The organism is Cribrihabitans marinus (genome assembly GCF_900109035.1).
In the GTDB taxonomy this organism is placed as follows: Bacteria; Pseudomonadota; Alphaproteobacteria; order Rhodobacterales; family Rhodobacteraceae; genus Cribrihabitans; species Cribrihabitans marinus.
The window spans coordinates 25,456-40,934 of record NZ_FNYD01000017.1 but is presented as its reverse complement, the minus strand read 5'-3'; the positions used below and the strand labels follow the sequence as shown (position 1 = coordinate 40,934).

The following is a 15,479-nucleotide window of genomic DNA, read 5'->3' as shown; positions in this document are numbered from 1 at the left end:
CGACTATGGCGTCGATCTAAACCAGCTTGCACTTGATGGTCTAAGGCGGCACCGAAACGCTTAGGCTACGGGTTTGTCAAATATACAATCGCCTTCTTTTTTCATCGGCTTGCATAGGCTCGCGGCAGAACGATCGCGTTCCAATAAGGGAGTAATGATATGAAGAAACTGCTTTTGGCCACTGCGGCCACGGCATTGGTCGCGGGCGCCGCCAGCGCGGGCGGCCACGGCAAGGAAGTCAAGCTGGGGATCATCATGGGCTTTACCGGCCCGATCGAATCGCTGACCCCGCATATGGCGGACGGCGCCGAGCTGGCGATGAAGGAAGTCACCGACAGCGGCATGCTGCTGGACGCGGCCAAGGTGACGCCGGTGCGCGCGGACTCCACCTGCATCGATTCCGGTGCCGCCACAGCCGCCGCGGAACGCCTGATCACCTCGGACGGGGTGAACGGCATCGTCGGCGCCGACTGCTCGGGCGTGACCGGCGCGATCCTGGCCAATGTGGCGCTGCCCAACGGCGTCGTGATGATCTCGCCCTCGGCGACCTCGCCGGGTCTGTCCGATGCCGAGGATAACGGCCTGTTCTTCCGCACCGCCCCGTCGGATGCCCGCCAGGGCGTGGTGATGACCGACGTGCTGATGGAGATGGGCATCGAAGAGGTCGCGCTGACCTATACCAACAACGACTACGGCAAGGGCCTGGCCGACAGCTTCCAGTCGGCCTTCGAGGAGGCCGGCGGCACCGTCACCATCTCGGCGGCGCATGAGGACGGCAAGGCCGACTACTCGGCCGAGGTTGGCGCGCTGGCCGCGGCCGGTGGCGACCGGCTGGTCATCGCGGGCTATGTCGATCAGGGCGGGTCCGGCATCATCCGGGCGTCCCTGGACAGCGGCGCCTTCGACAGCTTCCACTTCCCCGACGGGATGTATGGCGCCAAGCTGGAAGATGATTTCGGCAGCGACATCGACGGCTCCACCGGCCAGGTTCCGGGCACCGACAGCCCCGGCGCCGACGCCATCAAGAAGATGGGCGAAGAGCACGGCTTTGACGGAACCTCGTCCTTCGTGGGTGAATCCTATGACGCCGCGGCGCTGATCATGCTGGCCATGCAGGCCGCCGATTCCAAGGATCCGGCCGACTACAAGGACAAGGTGATGGATGTCGCCAACGAGCCCGGCGAGAAGATCTATCCCGGCGAACTGGGCAAGGCGCTGCAGATCCTCAAGGATGGCGGCGAGGTTGACTATGTCGGGGCCACCGCGGTCGAGCTGATCGGTGGCGGCGAAAGTGCCGGCAACTACCGCCAGTACGAGATCAAGGATGGCAAGATCACCACGGTCAAGTACCGCTGATCGGCGCCACGACGTGATGCAATTCAGCCCGGACCTTGTGTCCGGGCTGTTTTGATGACAAAAGGCCGCAGCTTTCCGGGGCAAACAAAGAAAGGCCGCGCCACCGGCGACGGCCTTCTGGGGGAGACATGATCGTCGTTGACGACCTGCACAAGCATTTCGGCGGGTTCCACGCCGTGGATGGCGCTTCGCTTGAGATCGCCGAGGGGACTATCACCGGGCTGATCGGACCGAACGGCGCTGGAAAAACCACTCTTTTCAATGTGATCGCCGGGGTTCTTGACCCTACCTCCGGGCGCGTGACGATGGATGGCGAGGACATCACCGGCCTGCCGCCGCACACACTGTTCCACAAGGGGCTGCTGCGCACCTTCCAGATCGCGCATGAATTCGGCTCGATGACCTGCCGCGAGAACCTGATGATGGTGCCGGGCGGGCAATCCGGCGAGACGCTGTGGAACACCTGGTTCGGGCGCCGCCGGATCGCCGACGAGGAACGCGCGCTCAGGGCCAAGGCCGACGAGGTGATGGAGTTCCTCACAATCGAGCAGATCGCCGACCTCAAGGCGGGCCAGGTCTCGGGCGGGCAGAAGAAGCTGCTGGAGCTGGGCCGGACCATGATGGTCGACGCCAAGATCGTGTTCCTGGACGAGGTCGGCGCCGGGGTGAACCGCACCCTGCTCTACACCATCGCCGATGCGATCAAGCGGTTGAACGAGGAACGCGGCTATACCTTCGTGGTGATCGAGCATGACATGGAGTTCATAGACCGGCTGTGTGATCCGGTGATCTGCATGGCCGAGGGCAAGGTTCTGGCCCAGGGCACGCTGGACGAGATCAAGGCCAACGAGCAGGTGATCGAGGCTTATCTGGGCACCGGGCTCAAGAACAAGGACAAGCTGGAGGCCGGGGCATGAGCGGCAATCCCTACCAGGAAGGGCGCGGCAACAGGGATCATTCGATCACCAACCCCAAGGGCACGGGCACGTTGCAGCCCTCGCCGGGCACCAGGCACCCGATGTCGACCGCCAACGCCTTCCTGATCGGCGACAGCATGACGGCGGGCTACGGCAAGGGGCCGGACATCCTGCATGACTGCACCATCGCCGTGGATCCCGGCGAGATCGCGGTGATCGTCGGCCCGAACGGCGCCGGCAAATCCACCGCGATGAAGGCGGTGTTCGGGATGCTGGACATGCGCCAGGGTTCGGTGCGGCTGGACGGCGAGGACATCACCGGGCTCAGCCCGCAGGACCGGGTGGTCAAGGGCATGGGTTTCGTGCCGCAGACCAGCAACATCTTCACCTCGATGACGGTGCAGGAGAACCTGGAGATGGGCGCCTTTATCCGGCGCGACGACATCCGGGGCACGATGGAGCAGGTCTTCGACCTGTTCCCGATCCTGCGCGACAAGCGCCACCAGGCCGCCGGCGAGCTGTCTGGCGGCCAGCGCCAGCAGGTCGCCGTGGGCCGCGCGCTGATGACCCAGCCCAAGGTGCTGATGCTTGACGAACCCACCGCCGGCGTCTCGCCCATCGTGATGGACGAGCTTTTCGACCGCATCATCGAGGTCGCCCGCACCGGTCTGCCGATCCTGATGGTGGAACAGAACGCCAAGCAGGCGCTGGAGATCGCCGACACCGGATACGTGCTGGTCCAGGGCCGCAACGCCTATTCCGGAACGGGCAAGGAACTGCTGGCCGATCCCGAAGTGCGCAAGTCGTTTTTGGGAGGGTAACTGTGAAGACGATCATCACTTGTGTGCCCATTCTTCTGTCGGGCGGAATGGGGTTGGCCGGGGAGGTCACAAAATGCGTCATGGACTATACGTGTGTGAACACCGCGCCCTGCAAGCCTACACCAATGGAATTCGAGTTCGAAACGCTGCCTGATAACGAGCTTAGGCTTGATCTTGGGGGAGAGTCCGTACCAATCCTGAAAGTTATGGAGGCCTCGACCGACTTGATGTCCGCGCATGGATTAAACCGCGAAAAACCAACAGCATACGCCTTTAGCTTGTTCTCCGACGGCATGTTTGCCTATTCGACGCACACATTCGTCGATCAGGGCGTCAGCCTCACCAGCCTTGGCCATTGCGAGGTAGCGGATTGATGGATCTCCTCAACGCCGTCGTGGCGCTCTCCAACTTCGTCCTGATCCCGGCCATCGCCTATGGCAGCCAGCTGGCGCTTGGCGCGCTGGGGGTGACGCTGATCTACGGGATCCTGCGCTTCTCCAACTTCGCGCACGGCGACACCATGGCCTTCGGGGCGATGATCGCGGTGCTGCTGACCTGGTGGTTCCAGGCCATGGGCATCGGTTTCGGCCCGCTGCCCACCGCCTTGCTGACCCTGCCCCTCGCGATCATGGGCTGCATGGCGCTGGTGCTGGTCACCGACCGGCTGGTCTATCGCTTCTACCGCGCGCAAAAGGCCAAGCCGGTGATCCTGGTGATCGTGTCCATGGGCGTGATGTTCATCCTCAACGGGCTGGTGCGCTTCATCATCGGCCCCGGCGACCAGCGCTTTGCCGATGGCGAGCGGTTCATCATCTCGGCGCGCGACTTCAAGACCTGGTCGGGGCTGGACGAGGGGCTGGCGATCAAGACCAGCCAGGGCATCACGGTGGTGGTCGCGGTGATCTGCGTGGCGCTGCTGTTCTGGTTTCTTGGCAAGACCCGCACCGGCAAGTCGATGCGGGCCTATTCCGACAACGAGGATCTGGCGCTTTTGTCGGGCATCAACCCCGAGCGGGTGGTGATGATCACCTGGCTGATCGTCGCGGCGCTGGCCACGACGGCGGGGGTGCTCTACGGGCTCGACAAGAGCTTCAAGCCCTTCGTCTATTTCCAGCTGCTGCTGCCGATCTTCGCCTCGGCCATCGTCGGCGGGCTGGGCAGCCCGCTGGGCGCCATCGCCGGAGGTTTTGTGATCGCCTTCTCCGAGGTGACGATCACCTATGCCTGGAAAAAGGTGCTGGGCTATCTGGTGCCCGAGAGCCTTGAGCCGGACGGGCTCGTGCAGCTGCTGAGCACCGATTACAAGTTCGCGGTCAGTTTCGTGATCCTGCTGATCGTGCTGCTGTTCAAACCCACCGGGCTGTTCAGGGGGAAAGCGGTATGAGTGAACAGATGAAGAAACTCGGCCTCTTCGCGCTGGTGGGCGCGCTGATCCTGCTGACCGGCTACATGCAGAGCTGGAACTCGGCCCTGCAGATCCTGAACATGGGGCTGATCTCGGCGATCATGGCCATCGGCGTAAATCTGCAATGGGGGTTTGCCGGGCTGTTCAACGTGGGTGTTATGGGCTTCGTCGCGCTGGGCGGGCTGGCCACCGTGCTGGTGTCGATGCCGCCCGTTCCCGAGGCCTGGAGCCAGGGCGGTGCCGGCGTGGTACTGGGCCTGGCGCTGGGGGCCGCGACGATCGTGGCCGCGGCCCTGGTGGCCAGCCGGTTGCCCAAGGGCGCGACCCGCAGCCTGGCGATCCTCGGCGTGCTGGTTGCCGGGTTCTTCCTGTTCCGCGCGGTGTTCGATCCGGGCGTCGAGGCGGTCGAGGCGGTCAACCCCGCGGTCAGCGGCTATCTCGGCGGGCTGGGCCTGCCGGTGGTGCTGGCCTGGCCGGTGGGCGGTGTGCTTGCCGCCGGCGGCGCGTGGCTCATCGGCAAGACCGCGCTGGGGCTGCGCTCGGATTACCTGGCGATCGCCACGCTGGGCATCGCCGAGATCATCATCGCGGTGATGAAGAACGAGGACTGGCTGGCGCGTGGCGTGAAGAACGTGATCGGCCTGCCGCGCCCGGTCCCCTACGAGATCGACCTTCAGAACGATCCCGGCTTTGTCGACAGGGCCTCCGGTCTGGGCATCGATCCGGTCACCGCCTCGACCCTCTACGTGAAGCTGGAATATGCGCTGATGTTCCTGGTGGTGCTGGTGATCCTGCTGTGGATGGCGCAGATGGCCCTGAAGAGCCCCTGGGGCCGGATGATGCGCGCCATCCGCGACAACGAGGTGGCGGCCGAGGCGATGGGCAAGGACGTCACCCGCCGTCATCTGCATATCTTCGTTCTGGGCTCGGCCGTGTGCGGCATCGCGGGCGCGATGATGACCACGCTGGACGGTCAGCTGACGCCCGGCACCTACCAGCCGCTGCGCTTTACCTTTCTGGTCTGGGTGATGGTCATCGTCGGCGGATCGGGCAACAATTTCGGCGCGGTGCTGGGGGGGATGCTGATCTGGTTCCTGTGGGTCCAGGTCGAACCGATGGGGCTGGCGCTGATGCAGCTGGTGACGTCGGGTATGGCCGAAGGCAGCGCGCTCAAGTCCCACCTGCTGGACAGCGCCGCGCATATGCGCCTGCTGACGATGGGGGTCATCCTGCTGCTGGTGCTGCGCTTCAGCCCGCGCGGCCTGATCCCCGAGAAATGAGCGTCGGCGGATCGCTCCGCCGGCACCACGTCACTTGCCTTGATTGAACGAGAAAAACGGACAGCCACATGCGCCTTCTTGCCAAAACCGCCACCGCCATCACGGCCGCCGGATTGCTTGCGGCCTGCAGCCCGGATCCGCGGAATTTCGAAACCGACCCGGTCCGGATCGACACGCCGAAGGGAGCGGTGACCTGCCAGCTCTACACCGATCAGACAGTGGTCTGGGATCGCGCGATCGCGGCGCCGGCCGGCATGTCGATCCAGGAAGCCGACAAGATCTGCGTCGACGAGGGCTATCGCCGGATGCAGGCAAGCTGACGCATCGGGGCGGGGCTTAGCGCCCCTTGAAAAGGCTGCCCAGGATGCCGCGCACGATGCGGCGCCCTGTGGTGCCCTTGAGCTCCTTGACCACCACATCGGTCAGCACGCTGCCGAAACTGTCGCCGCGGCGGGGGCTGCGGGTCGAGGAGCGCGGGACCCGCTTTCCGCTGTAGCGCCGGCCGGCCGAGTATTCCCGGTGCGCAGCGTCCATTTCCTCTTCCGCCGCTTCCGCCTGCTCGGCCGCCTTCGCCGCCTGCTCGGCGCGTTTGGCCAGCATCTCGAACGCCGATTTACGGTCGAGGGCCGTGTCATATTTCCGCGCCATGTCCGATGCGGCCAGCATCTGCCGACGTTCCTCCGCAGTGATCGGCCCCAGCTGCGAGCCGGGCGGGCGGATCAGGGTGCGCTCGACGATGCCGGGGACGCCCTTCTTCTGCAGCATCGAGGTCACCGCCTCGCCCACGCCGACCTCGCGGATCGCCTCCTCGGTGTCGAAGCGCGGGTTCTCGCGATAGGTCTCGGCCGCCATCCTGAGGTTCTTGCGGTCCCGCGCGGTAAAGGCGCGGAGGGCGTGCTGGATGCGGTTGCCCAACTGGCCCAGGATGTCCTCGGGCACGTCGGCCGGGTTCTGCGAGATGAAATAGACGCCGACCCCCTTGGACCGGATCAGCCGCGCCACCTGTTCCACCTTGTCGACCAGCGCCTTGGGCGCATCCTCGAACAGCAGATGTGCCTCGTCGAAGAAGAACACCAGTTTCGGCTTGTCGGGGTCGCCGACCTCGGGCAGATCCTCGAACAGCTCGCTGAGCAGCCACAGCAGGAAGGTGGCATAGAGCCGGGGGGCGGCCATCAGCTTGTCGGCCGCCAGGATGTTGACCCGGCCCCGGCCCTGCGCGTCCAGCCGCATGATGTCCGAAAGCTCCAGCGCCGGTTCGCCGAACAGCCTGTTGCCGCCCTGGTTCTCCAGCACCAGCAGACGCCGCTGGATCGCACCGACCGAGGCGACCGAGATATTGCCATAACGCAGGCCCAGCCTGGCCCGGTTCTCGCCGATCCAGACCAGAAGCGCCTGCAGGTCCTTGAGATCCAGCAGCGGCAGACCTTCCTCGTCGGCCAGGCGGAAGGCGATGTTCAGGATCCCCTCCTGCGCGTCGCTCAGCTCCAGCAGACGGGCCAGCAGGAGCGGCCCCATCTCGGCAACGGTGGTCCGCACCGGGTGGCCCTGCTCGCCCAGCAGATCCCAGAAGGTCACCGGGCAGGCGCCGTAGGAATAATCGTCGAACCCGATCCGCGCGGCCCGCTCGGTGAAGGCGCCGTGAAGCTTGTGATCCGGGCTGCCGGGTTTGGCCAGGCCCGACAGGTCGCCCTTGACGTCGGAGAGGAAGACGGGAACCCCCGCCCGGGAAAATCCCTCGGCCAGGATCTGCAGCGTCACGGTCTTGCCCGTGCCGGTCGCCCCGGCGATCAGGCCGTGGCGGTTCGCGTATTTCAGGGCCAGGCCCTGCTTCTGCCCATAATCCCCGCCACCGCCGCCCAGAAAAACCTTGCCGTCCATTAGACTTGCACCCCTCGCCTGCACCGTGTTTCCCCGACCATACAAAGTTAACCTTTGCCTGCGATAGTGGTTTCTGTCCCGGCCCCACGCGCTTGCGCAACGGGTCGGGGCAACTTCCTCCCTGTCAGACTGGCCGTGCCCTCGGGCACGGCGCTTTTTCCACCCGACGAGGGGCGCGGTCTGGGCGACACAGGGACGTAACCCCCCGGGGTTGAAAAAATAATCCTGTTTCCTGTTGACCGGATGCCTCCCCTTTCGTAACGTTTGCACATAACTAAGTCGGCCAGTCCGACGGGGAGTGACAAAATCGAGAAGGAGGCCCGGGTCGCGGCCTCCTTTTTTATTTCCCATCAGGGGCTTGATGCCTCGGCGCCGGGCCGGATCCGCCCGGTGCGACAGCTTGCCCGACGAAATTCGTGCCGCGATTGGCCCTGACACCCGGCATCAGCCGTGCTAGAGGGGCGTGCAACGACAAATCAATTCGATGAGGCATTGATGATCAAGAACCTGTTCCCCGCTTGCGCCATTGGCCTGATGGTCCTGGGCGGCGGTGTCGCCGCGCAGGACAGCAGCGACGAAGGCGCGACCGAAGGCGCGCAAACGCCCACGCTCGACCTCGGCCAGCCGGCCACGGACACGCCGCAGCTGGGCAGCCGCTACGCCAAGGAGGAGTTCGACGACTGGACCCTGGCCTGCGTCAAGACAGAGGGAGAGACCGACCCCTGCTCGATGCTGCAGATCCTGAACGGCGACGATGGCAACCCGATCGCCGAGGTGTCGATGTTCCGGCTCAAGAACTCCGGTCCGGCCGTGGCCGGCGCCACGGTGATCGTGCCGCTCGAGACGCTGCTGACAGCGCAGTTGACCATCTCGATCGACGGTGCGCCGGGCAAGCGCTACAACTATTCCTTCTGCAACCCGGTCGGCTGCATCGCCCAGATCGGCCTGACCCAGGCGGATATCGACGCGATGAAGCGCGGCAAGCAGGCGACCGTGTCGCTGGTCCCCGCCCCGGCCCCGGATCAGAAGATCGACCTGGCGTTGTCGCTGTCGGGCTTCACCGCGGCCTTCGACGCGGTGGACGTGGTCGAGAACTGACCCCGCACCCGCGGAAATGCTCAGACGAACCGCCGGGCCGATCATGGCCCGGCGGTTTTTTCGTGCCGGGGTCAGATCCTGCGCAGGGCCAGGACGGCGTTCAGGCCGCCAAAGGCGAAGGCGTTGCTCAGCGCGACATCGACCCTGGCCTCTCGCGCCTCGTTGGGCACCACGTCAAGCGCGCACTCGGGATCGGGTTCCTCGTAACCGATGGTGGGTGCGATCACGCCGTCGCGCAGGGCCATGATGCAGGCCAGCAGTTCAACCGCGCCGGTGCCGCCGATAAGGTGCCCGTGCATCGATTTGGTCGATGAGATCATCAAATTGTCGGCATGCGGGCCGAACACATCGGCCACCGCCGCGCATTCGGTCTTGTCGTTCGCGGCGGTGCCGGTGCCGTGAGCGTTGATGTATCCCACCTCGTCCGGCGCGATCCGGGCATCCGCCAACGCCCCGGCCATGGCGCGGGATGCGCCCTGTTTCGAGGGCATCACGATGTCGGCGGCATCGGAGGTCATGGCAAAGCCCGCCACCTCGCACAGGATCTCGGCGCCCCGGGCGCGGGCGTGCTCGTAATCCTCGAACACGAAGATACCGGCCCCCTCGCCCTGGACCATGCCGTTGCGATTTGCGCTGAACGGGCGGCAGGCATCGCGCGACATCACGCGCAGCCCCTCCCACGCCTTCACGCCGCCGAAACACAGCATGGATTCCGATCCGCCGGTGATCATCGCCGGCGCGGCGCCGCTGCGCACCATCTGAAAGGCCAGCGCCATCGCGTGATTGGACGAGGCGCAGGCGGTGGAAACGGTAAAGCTCGGCCCCTTGAGGTTGTGGTCCATCGACACGTGGCTGGCCGCGGCATTGTTCATCAGCTTGGGCACGACAAAGGGATGCACCCGGTTCTTGCCATCCTCATAGACCGAGCGGTAATTGTCGTCCCAGGTGCTGACGCCGCCGCCGGCAGTGCCCAGAACCACCCCGGTGCGCGCGGCGAGGTCGCCGTGGAACTGCAGGCCGGACTGGGAAATCGCCTCTTTCGCGGCGGTCAGCGTGAACTGGGTGAACCGGTCATAGAGCGACATCTGCTGGCGGTTGAACCGGCCCTCGGCCTCGAAGCCGCGCACCTGGCCGCCGATCCGGATGGCAAGCCGGTCGACATCGCGAAATTCCAGCTCTCCGATTCCGCAACGCCCCTCGCGCATCGCCTCGAGCGTGGCGGGTACGGAATGGCCGAGGGCGTTGATGGTCCCGGCCCCGGTGATGACGACGCGTTTCATTTGGCGTCTCACGCCTTCTGCGAAACCAGCTGGTGGATCCCGTCGATGATCGCCTGGACGCTGGAGATGTCGAAATCGCTCGCGTTCGGCTCGTTGGCGTTGAAGGGGATCGTGATGTCGAACTCCTCCTCGATGGCGAAGATGCTCTCGACCAGCCCCAGGCTGTCGATGCCCAGATCCTCGAGCGTGCTGTCCGGCGTGACGTCAGAGGGGTCCAGCATCGCCTGTTCGGCAATGATCGCCACAACCCGGTCGCTGATGTTCATGTCGGTTCCCGTCACTTTTGGTTCTGCGCGAGATTTAGTCGCTCGACCCCTGTTTGGAAACCGCCTTTTTCAGCGTCTCGACGTCACGGGCCAGCCGGGGCAGCCGGCGCTGTGCCTTGTAGATCTCGGTATGGGTTTCCATCCTGACCGCCGGGTATCCCATGACCACGCGGCCCGCCGGCAGGTTGGACAGGATCTTGGATCCGCCCGCCGCGATGGCCCCGTCACCGATATAGATGTTGTCGACCACGCCGACCTGCCCGCCGAGGACCACGTTGTTGCCGATCTCGACCGAGCCCGAGATGCCGACCTGGCCGCACAGCAGGCAATCGCGCCCGACGCGGGTGTTGTGGCCCACATGCACGAGGTTGTCGAGCTTGCTGCCGTCACCGATCGCCGTGTCGCGGATGGTGCCGTTGTCGATGGTCGCGTTCGCGCCGACCTCGACATCGTCGCCGATGGTGACCGCGCCAAGGGAATGAATGCGCAACCAGCTCTGCGCCCGCGCGCCGGCCTGGTCGCCCATCGTCCGGCGCACGTTCTCGACGCCCGAGACCTCGGGCGTGACGAAGCTGAACCCGTCCGCCCCGATCCGCGCGCCCGGCTGGGCGATGAACCGGGCGCCGATGGTCGCGCGCGCACCGATGCTGACCATTTCGCGCAGCCGGGCATCAGGGCCCAGCACCGCGTCCTTGCCGATCGTGCAATGCGGCCCGATGGCGGATCCCGCACCGATGCGGGCCCGCGCGCCGATCACCGTGAAGGGGCCAACGGACACGCCCTCGCCCAGCTCGGCCGAGGGATCGATCACCGCCGCGGCGTGGATGCCCGCCTGATCCCACTGGCCGGTGTCCAGCATCGCCGTGACGCCGGACATGGCCATGCGCGGCCGGGCCACGAAGATCGCCGCTTTCAGCCCCAGCGCCTGCCAATCCGCGTCGGGCCACAGGATCGCTGCCCGCGCTGCGCCCGATCCCAACGCCTCGGCGTATTTCGGCGACATCGCCAGCGCCAGGTCGGACGCGCCCGCGTCGCCCGGCTCGGCTGCACTGTCGATCTGCAGCGTGGTATCGCCCGCAGCCTCGGCCCCGAGCGCATCGGCGATCTGTTGAACTGTATAGGTCATGGCGCCCCCCGTCTGACGGATCGATCGGGGCCAGTGATTACCCCTGAACCGAGGGAAGGACCACCCCCGCCGCGCTGAGCGCCGACCAGATCCGGCCATCCCGGCCATAGACGTCGCGGCGATACTCCACCTCGCCGCGCGTGCCGGCCACCGCGGTGCGATAGTCGATATGCACGGGCACGTGAACGTCGAGATCCACCCTGGTCTCCTGCCCGCTGTTCAGGACGCGGTGGAAGAAGGCCTTGGGGTCCTCCTCCTGCCGAGACAGCAGCGCATAGGCGAACTCGAACGGCTCGGCCAGGCGGATGCAGCCATGCGAGAAGGCCCGCACCTCGTACGCAAACAGGTTTTTCTCCGGGGTGTCATGCAGGTAGATGTTGTATTTGTTCGGGAACATGAACTTGACCAGCCCCAGGGCGTTGCGCTGGCCGGGCGGCTGGCGCATTGAGAACGGGAAACTGCGCGCGGAGAACTGCGAGAAGTCGACCGCCCCGCGATTCACGCGCCTTCCGCGGCTGTCGGTAATCACCAGGTGCGACACTGCGTTGGGATTGGCCCGCAGCTTAGGCAGGTATTCCTTGGTCGCGATCGAGCGCGGCACGAACCAGCTGGGGTTGATGACCATGTGCTCCATCTCGTCCGAGAATTCGGGGCTGCGCCGGTCCGAGGTGTTCTTGCCAATGACCGAGCGGGTGCGGAACGTCACCCGGCCGTCATCCACGATCCGCGACGAGAAATCGGCCAGGTTCACCAGAACATGCCGGTCGCCGCGGTCGCGCGGCAGCCAGCGCTCGCGCTCCAGCGCGACGATGACCGATTTCAAACGGTCCCCGGCCTGGCGGTTGATCTCTTCCAGCGTGCCGGAACCGGCCACGCCGTCCTCGGCCAGCCCGTGCGCGGCCTGAAAGTCGCGCACCGCCGATTCCATCGCCGAGTCGTAGCGCGGGCTGGCGCTGCGCTGCAGATAACCCATCCGGATCAGCCGGTCGCGCAGCGCCACGACGCCGGTTCCCGCATCGCCGGGTTCATATTTTCCGCCCGGCGCTTTTGCACCCCAACCGCCAGTCGCGATCAGCGCCTCCAAGCGCAGCTTCTCCTTGAGCAGCGTGCGATACTGCTGCGAGCGCGGGGGCAGGCCGCGGATGTAGTCGCGGGCCGGGCCTTCCGCCAGACCACGCAGATAGGTGTCGGGCGATTGACGCTCGACGGTGCGCACGATGCCGCCATCCACCGAGGCCGGTGTCAGCAAACCGGTCTGGATGTCGCGGGCGAAGCGCACGAATTCCCGGCTCAGCGCCACCTCGACCTCGCCCAGATCGCGTGCGGTGCGCGCAGCGGCCATCCGGCGCATCAGCGCATCGACGTCATAGCGACCCTGCGGCAGGCCGTGCAGGTCCGCCGAGGACAGCGCCTCGATCAGGGCGGCCCGCCGCGCGGTCTGCTCGGGCCCCTGCCCGGTCCAGAGCGGCGCATAGTTCCGGTCGCGGTAGAACGCGCCGATCTCGTCGTTGCCATAGGACGCGACCGCAACGGACTGCTTGAATGCGGTCACCTGTGCAACTGCGGGGCCCGCCAGGACAAGGGCTAGCCCGGCCGCGCAGAGAATTGCCGACAGGCGTTTTGCGGGTTGACACAGCGGAGTCGGAATCATTCGGGAATCCTTTGGTCGAATCTCTCAAGGCGAATTTGGTTTGCGTCTGTAAATACTCAAGGAATACAGCCCGCCCTGTCCAATCACAACACCATTATCAGCCTGAACCGTGACGGCACTGAGGCAATGGCACAACGCGGCGCCGTCGCGGCCAAAATGCAACAATGATGCAAATAAACCGCCGATCGTCACGCGATGCGCAAAAACCCGCCGAAATCGCAGCCTTCCGCAGGCAATATCCGATCACGCCTTGGCCCGACATTCGGGCTATGGCATACATCCCTCATTCGGGGATGGATGTTAACAAGTGGCACGTAACATCGTGTCAGAGGCAGGACTACGGACGGGACACGGCAGAACATGACGGAAAGCGGCTCAACGGGACTTTCCCGGCGCGCACTACTTGGTGCGTTCGCAGCAACAGCAATCTCAGCAGCACCAACCTTTTCTCAGGCCGCGGGTTTCCTGCGCGGTGGAGGCGACATTCGCCGGATCCGGATGTATTCCGGCCGCACCGGCGAGCGGATCGACATGGTGTATTGGATCGACGGCGACTACATCAAGGAGGCCGTCAAAGAGGTCAATCACTTCATGCGCGACTGGCGCACCGATCAGGTCAAGGGAATCGACCTGCGCGCGTTGGACATCATGGCCGCCGCGCACAACCTTCTGGACGTGAACGAACCCTACATGCTGCTGTCGGGCTATCGCAGCCCGCAGACCAACGCGATGCTGCGCAGCCGCTCGCGTGGCGTGGCCAAGAACTCGCTGCACATCAAGGGGCAGGCTGCCGACCTGCGACTGAGCTCGCGCTCGGTCGGCCAGATGGCCCGCGCGGCCCAATCGGTCCGCGCCGGCGGGGTGGGCCGTTATTCGCGCTCGAACTTCGTGCACATGGATTGCGGCGACGTGCGCACTTGGGGCGGCTGATCCTGCCCAGGCCCTGCGCAACGAAAGCCCCCGTCTCGGCCGGGGGCTTTTTTGTGCGCGCTCACCGGACGGCCCGCATTTGCGGTGCGCCTGTCGTGGCTGCATGTCCCGTCTGGATCCGGTTCGCGCCTTCATACCCTGTGAACGCAACCGAGCCTGCGCCGGTTCCTGGAAAATGCGGAAAGTTGGTGCCCAAGGTCGGACTCGAACCGACACGCCCGTAAAGGCGGGGGATTTTGAATCCCCTGCGTCTACCATTCCGCCACTTGGGCACGCCCCTGAATTATCGCCCCCGCGCGCCGACGTCCAGAGACAAAAATGCGCCGCCGCGCGCCGCTTGCGCCGGTTGCAGTTGACCCCGCGCCCGCGGCATGGTTTTGCAGCGCGACCCCGCGATTTCCCGACCGGGGCACGGATATGCGGACACGATGCTGAGACGGCTCTACGACTGGACGATCGACCTGGCCGAACATCCCAGGGCCCTGTGGGTCCTGGCCCTTGTGGCGTTCATCGAAAGCTCGGTTTTTCCGATTCCCCCCGACGTGCTGATGATCCCGATGATCCTGGCCGCGCCGGGCCGGGCCTGGCTGATCGCCTCGGTCGCGCTGGTCTCGTCGGTCCTGGGTGGGCTTCTTGGCTACGCGATCGGCATGTTCTTCTATGAGGGCATCGGCCAGCCCATACTGGCCGCAATGGGCAAGGAGGCCGCGATGGCCGAATTCAACACGCGTTTCAACGATTTCGGGTTCTGGGCGGTGCTGACCGCGGGCGTCACGCCCTTCCCCTACAAGGTCATCACCATCATGTCCGGCTGGACCGCCATGCCGCTGGGCACCTTCATTGCAACGTCGATCCTGGCGCGCGCGATCCGGTTCTTCGCCGTGGCGGCCCTGCTCTGGGCTTTCGGGGCGCCGGTGCGCGGCTTCATCGAGCAGCGGCTGGGCCTGGTGTTCAGCGTCTTCGTTGCCCTTCTGATCGGGGGATTTGCCGTGGTGAGGTATCTATGATCAGGCGCCGAACATGGATTGCATTGGCGGCCGGAGGCTCGGCGGCGCTGCTGCTGGGGGCCTGGGGGTTCCAGTATCTCGGCGGACTCGCGCCGTGCAAGCTCTGCTACTGGCAGCGCTATCCCCACGCGGTGGCCGCGCTGCTGGGACTGGCTGCGCTCGCCCTGCCCGGCCGTGCGCTGCCGCTGCTGGGCGCGCTTGCGGCGTTGGCGACGGCGGGCATCGGCGCGTTTCACGCCGGCGTCGAACAGGGATGGTGGTCGGGGCCGTCCACCTGTTCCTCGGGGCCCGTCGGCGGGCTGTCGGCCGAAGAGCTGATGGACCAGATCATGGCAGCCCCCCTGGTGCGCTGCGACGACATCCCGTGGGAGATGCTGGGCATCTCGATGGCCGGCTGGAACGCGCTGATCTCGCTGGGCCTTGCCGGCCTGTGGCTGATGGCGGCGCGCGCCCGGGCCTGAGCC

The 15,479-nt window shown here is 65.6% G+C and carries 16 protein-coding genes and 1 tRNA gene; 11 read left to right on the top strand and 6 right to left on the bottom strand.

All coding sequences use genetic code 11. The features are described 5' to 3' along the window. Window positions 1-159: 159 nt before the first annotated feature. The 7 genes from BMX57_RS19440 to BMX57_RS19410 all read left to right on the top strand — a co-directional run bounded on the left by BMX57_RS19440 (window position 160) and on the right by BMX57_RS19410 (window position 6,099). On the top strand, window positions 160-1,356 hold the full coding sequence (locus tag BMX57_RS19440; RefSeq protein WP_092371350.1) for an ABC transporter substrate-binding protein: 1,197 nt from the start codon (window positions 160-162) through the stop codon (window positions 1,354-1,356). Between the two features lie 128 nt (window positions 1,357-1,484). Next, window positions 1,485-2,273 carry an ABC transporter ATP-binding protein gene (locus tag BMX57_RS19435; RefSeq protein WP_092371347.1) on the top strand — a complete coding sequence of 263 codons (789 nt, stop codon included), beginning with the start codon at window positions 1,485-1,487 and terminating at the stop codon, window positions 2,271-2,273. After that, a complete protein-coding gene (locus BMX57_RS19430) occupies window positions 2,270-3,094 on the top strand; it encodes an ABC transporter ATP-binding protein (protein WP_092371344.1) in 825 nt (274 codons plus the stop codon). Before BMX57_RS19435 ends, BMX57_RS19430 begins: the two co-directional genes overlap by 4 nt. Before the next feature lie 2 nt (window positions 3,095-3,096). Then, window positions 3,097-3,468 carry a hypothetical protein gene (locus BMX57_RS19425; protein ID WP_092371341.1) on the top strand — a complete coding sequence of 124 codons (372 nt, stop codon included), beginning with the start codon at window positions 3,097-3,099 and terminating at the stop codon, window positions 3,466-3,468. Beyond that, window positions 3,468-4,478, top strand: coding sequence for a branched-chain amino acid ABC transporter permease (locus tag BMX57_RS19420; RefSeq protein ID WP_092371338.1), 1,011 nt, complete (start codon window positions 3,468-3,470; stop codon window positions 4,476-4,478). The genes BMX57_RS19425 and BMX57_RS19420 overlap by 1 nt, the downstream gene beginning before the upstream one ends. Beyond that, a complete protein-coding gene (locus tag BMX57_RS19415; protein WP_092371335.1) occupies window positions 4,475-5,779 on the top strand; it encodes a branched-chain amino acid ABC transporter permease in 1,305 nt (434 codons plus the stop codon). Before BMX57_RS19420 ends, BMX57_RS19415 begins: the two co-directional genes overlap by 4 nt. Window positions 5,780-5,847: 68 nt before the next feature. Next, window positions 5,848-6,099 (top strand): hypothetical protein, encoded by a 252-nt coding sequence (locus tag BMX57_RS19410; protein WP_092371332.1) that lies wholly within the window; start codon window positions 5,848-5,850, stop codon window positions 6,097-6,099. 16 nt (window positions 6,100-6,115) lie between these two features. Here the strand turns inward: BMX57_RS19410 and BMX57_RS19405 are convergent, their stop codons facing one another. Then, on the bottom strand, window positions 6,116-7,657 hold the full coding sequence (locus tag BMX57_RS19405) for a helicase HerA-like domain-containing protein (RefSeq protein ID WP_092371329.1): 1,542 nt from the start codon (window positions 7,655-7,657) through the stop codon (window positions 6,116-6,118). Window positions 7,658-8,152: 495 nt separating this feature from the next. On the opposite strand from BMX57_RS19405, the gene BMX57_RS19400 reads away from it, so the two are divergent. Continuing rightward, entirely contained in the window at window positions 8,153-8,755 is a 603-nt protein-coding gene (locus BMX57_RS19400) for an invasion associated locus B family protein (RefSeq protein WP_092371326.1), read from the top strand. 71 nt (window positions 8,756-8,826) lie between these two features. Here BMX57_RS19400 and BMX57_RS19395 read toward each other — a convergent pair whose 3' ends face one another. The 4 genes from BMX57_RS19395 to BMX57_RS19380 are packed head-to-tail and all read right to left on the bottom strand — an operon-like array spanning window position 8,827 to window position 13,078. After that, window positions 8,827-10,035 (bottom strand): beta-ketoacyl-[acyl-carrier-protein] synthase family protein, encoded by a 1,209-nt coding sequence (locus BMX57_RS19395; RefSeq protein WP_092371323.1) that lies wholly within the window; start codon window positions 10,033-10,035, stop codon window positions 8,827-8,829. Between the two features lie 8 nt (window positions 10,036-10,043). Further along, window positions 10,044-10,301 (bottom strand): acyl carrier protein, encoded by a 258-nt coding sequence (locus BMX57_RS19390; protein WP_092371320.1) that lies wholly within the window; start codon window positions 10,299-10,301, stop codon window positions 10,044-10,046. Between the two features lie 34 nt (window positions 10,302-10,335). Next, window positions 10,336-11,427, bottom strand: a complete 1,092-nt coding sequence (gene lpxD / locus BMX57_RS19385; protein ID WP_092371317.1) for a UDP-3-O-(3-hydroxymyristoyl)glucosamine N-acyltransferase — start codon at window positions 11,425-11,427, stop codon at window positions 10,336-10,338. Between the two features lie 37 nt (window positions 11,428-11,464). Then, on the bottom strand, window positions 11,465-13,078 hold the full coding sequence (locus BMX57_RS19380; RefSeq protein ID WP_092371314.1) for a L,D-transpeptidase family protein: 1,614 nt from the start codon (window positions 13,076-13,078) through the stop codon (window positions 11,465-11,467). A 360-nt stretch (window positions 13,079-13,438) separates the two neighbouring features. On the opposite strand from BMX57_RS19380, the gene mepK reads away from it, so the two are divergent. Further along, entirely contained in the window at window positions 13,439-14,008 is a 570-nt protein-coding gene (gene mepK / locus BMX57_RS19375; RefSeq protein ID WP_092371311.1) for a peptidoglycan L,D-endopeptidase MepK, read from the top strand. Window positions 14,009-14,194: 186 nt separating this feature from the next. Here the strand turns inward: mepK and BMX57_RS19370 are convergent. Further along, window positions 14,195-14,280 (bottom strand) — tRNA-Leu (locus tag BMX57_RS19370). A 156-nt stretch (window positions 14,281-14,436) separates the two neighbouring features. Here BMX57_RS19370 and BMX57_RS19365 point away from each other — a divergent pair. Continuing rightward, window positions 14,437-15,015, top strand: coding sequence for a YqaA family protein (locus BMX57_RS19365; RefSeq protein ID WP_092371308.1), 579 nt, complete (start codon window positions 14,437-14,439; stop codon window positions 15,013-15,015). Next, window positions 15,012-15,476, top strand: a complete 465-nt coding sequence (locus BMX57_RS19360; RefSeq protein ID WP_092371305.1) for a disulfide bond formation protein B — start codon at window positions 15,012-15,014, stop codon at window positions 15,474-15,476. The genes BMX57_RS19365 and BMX57_RS19360 overlap by 4 nt, the downstream gene beginning before the upstream one ends. Window positions 15,477-15,479: the final 3 nt, after the last annotated feature.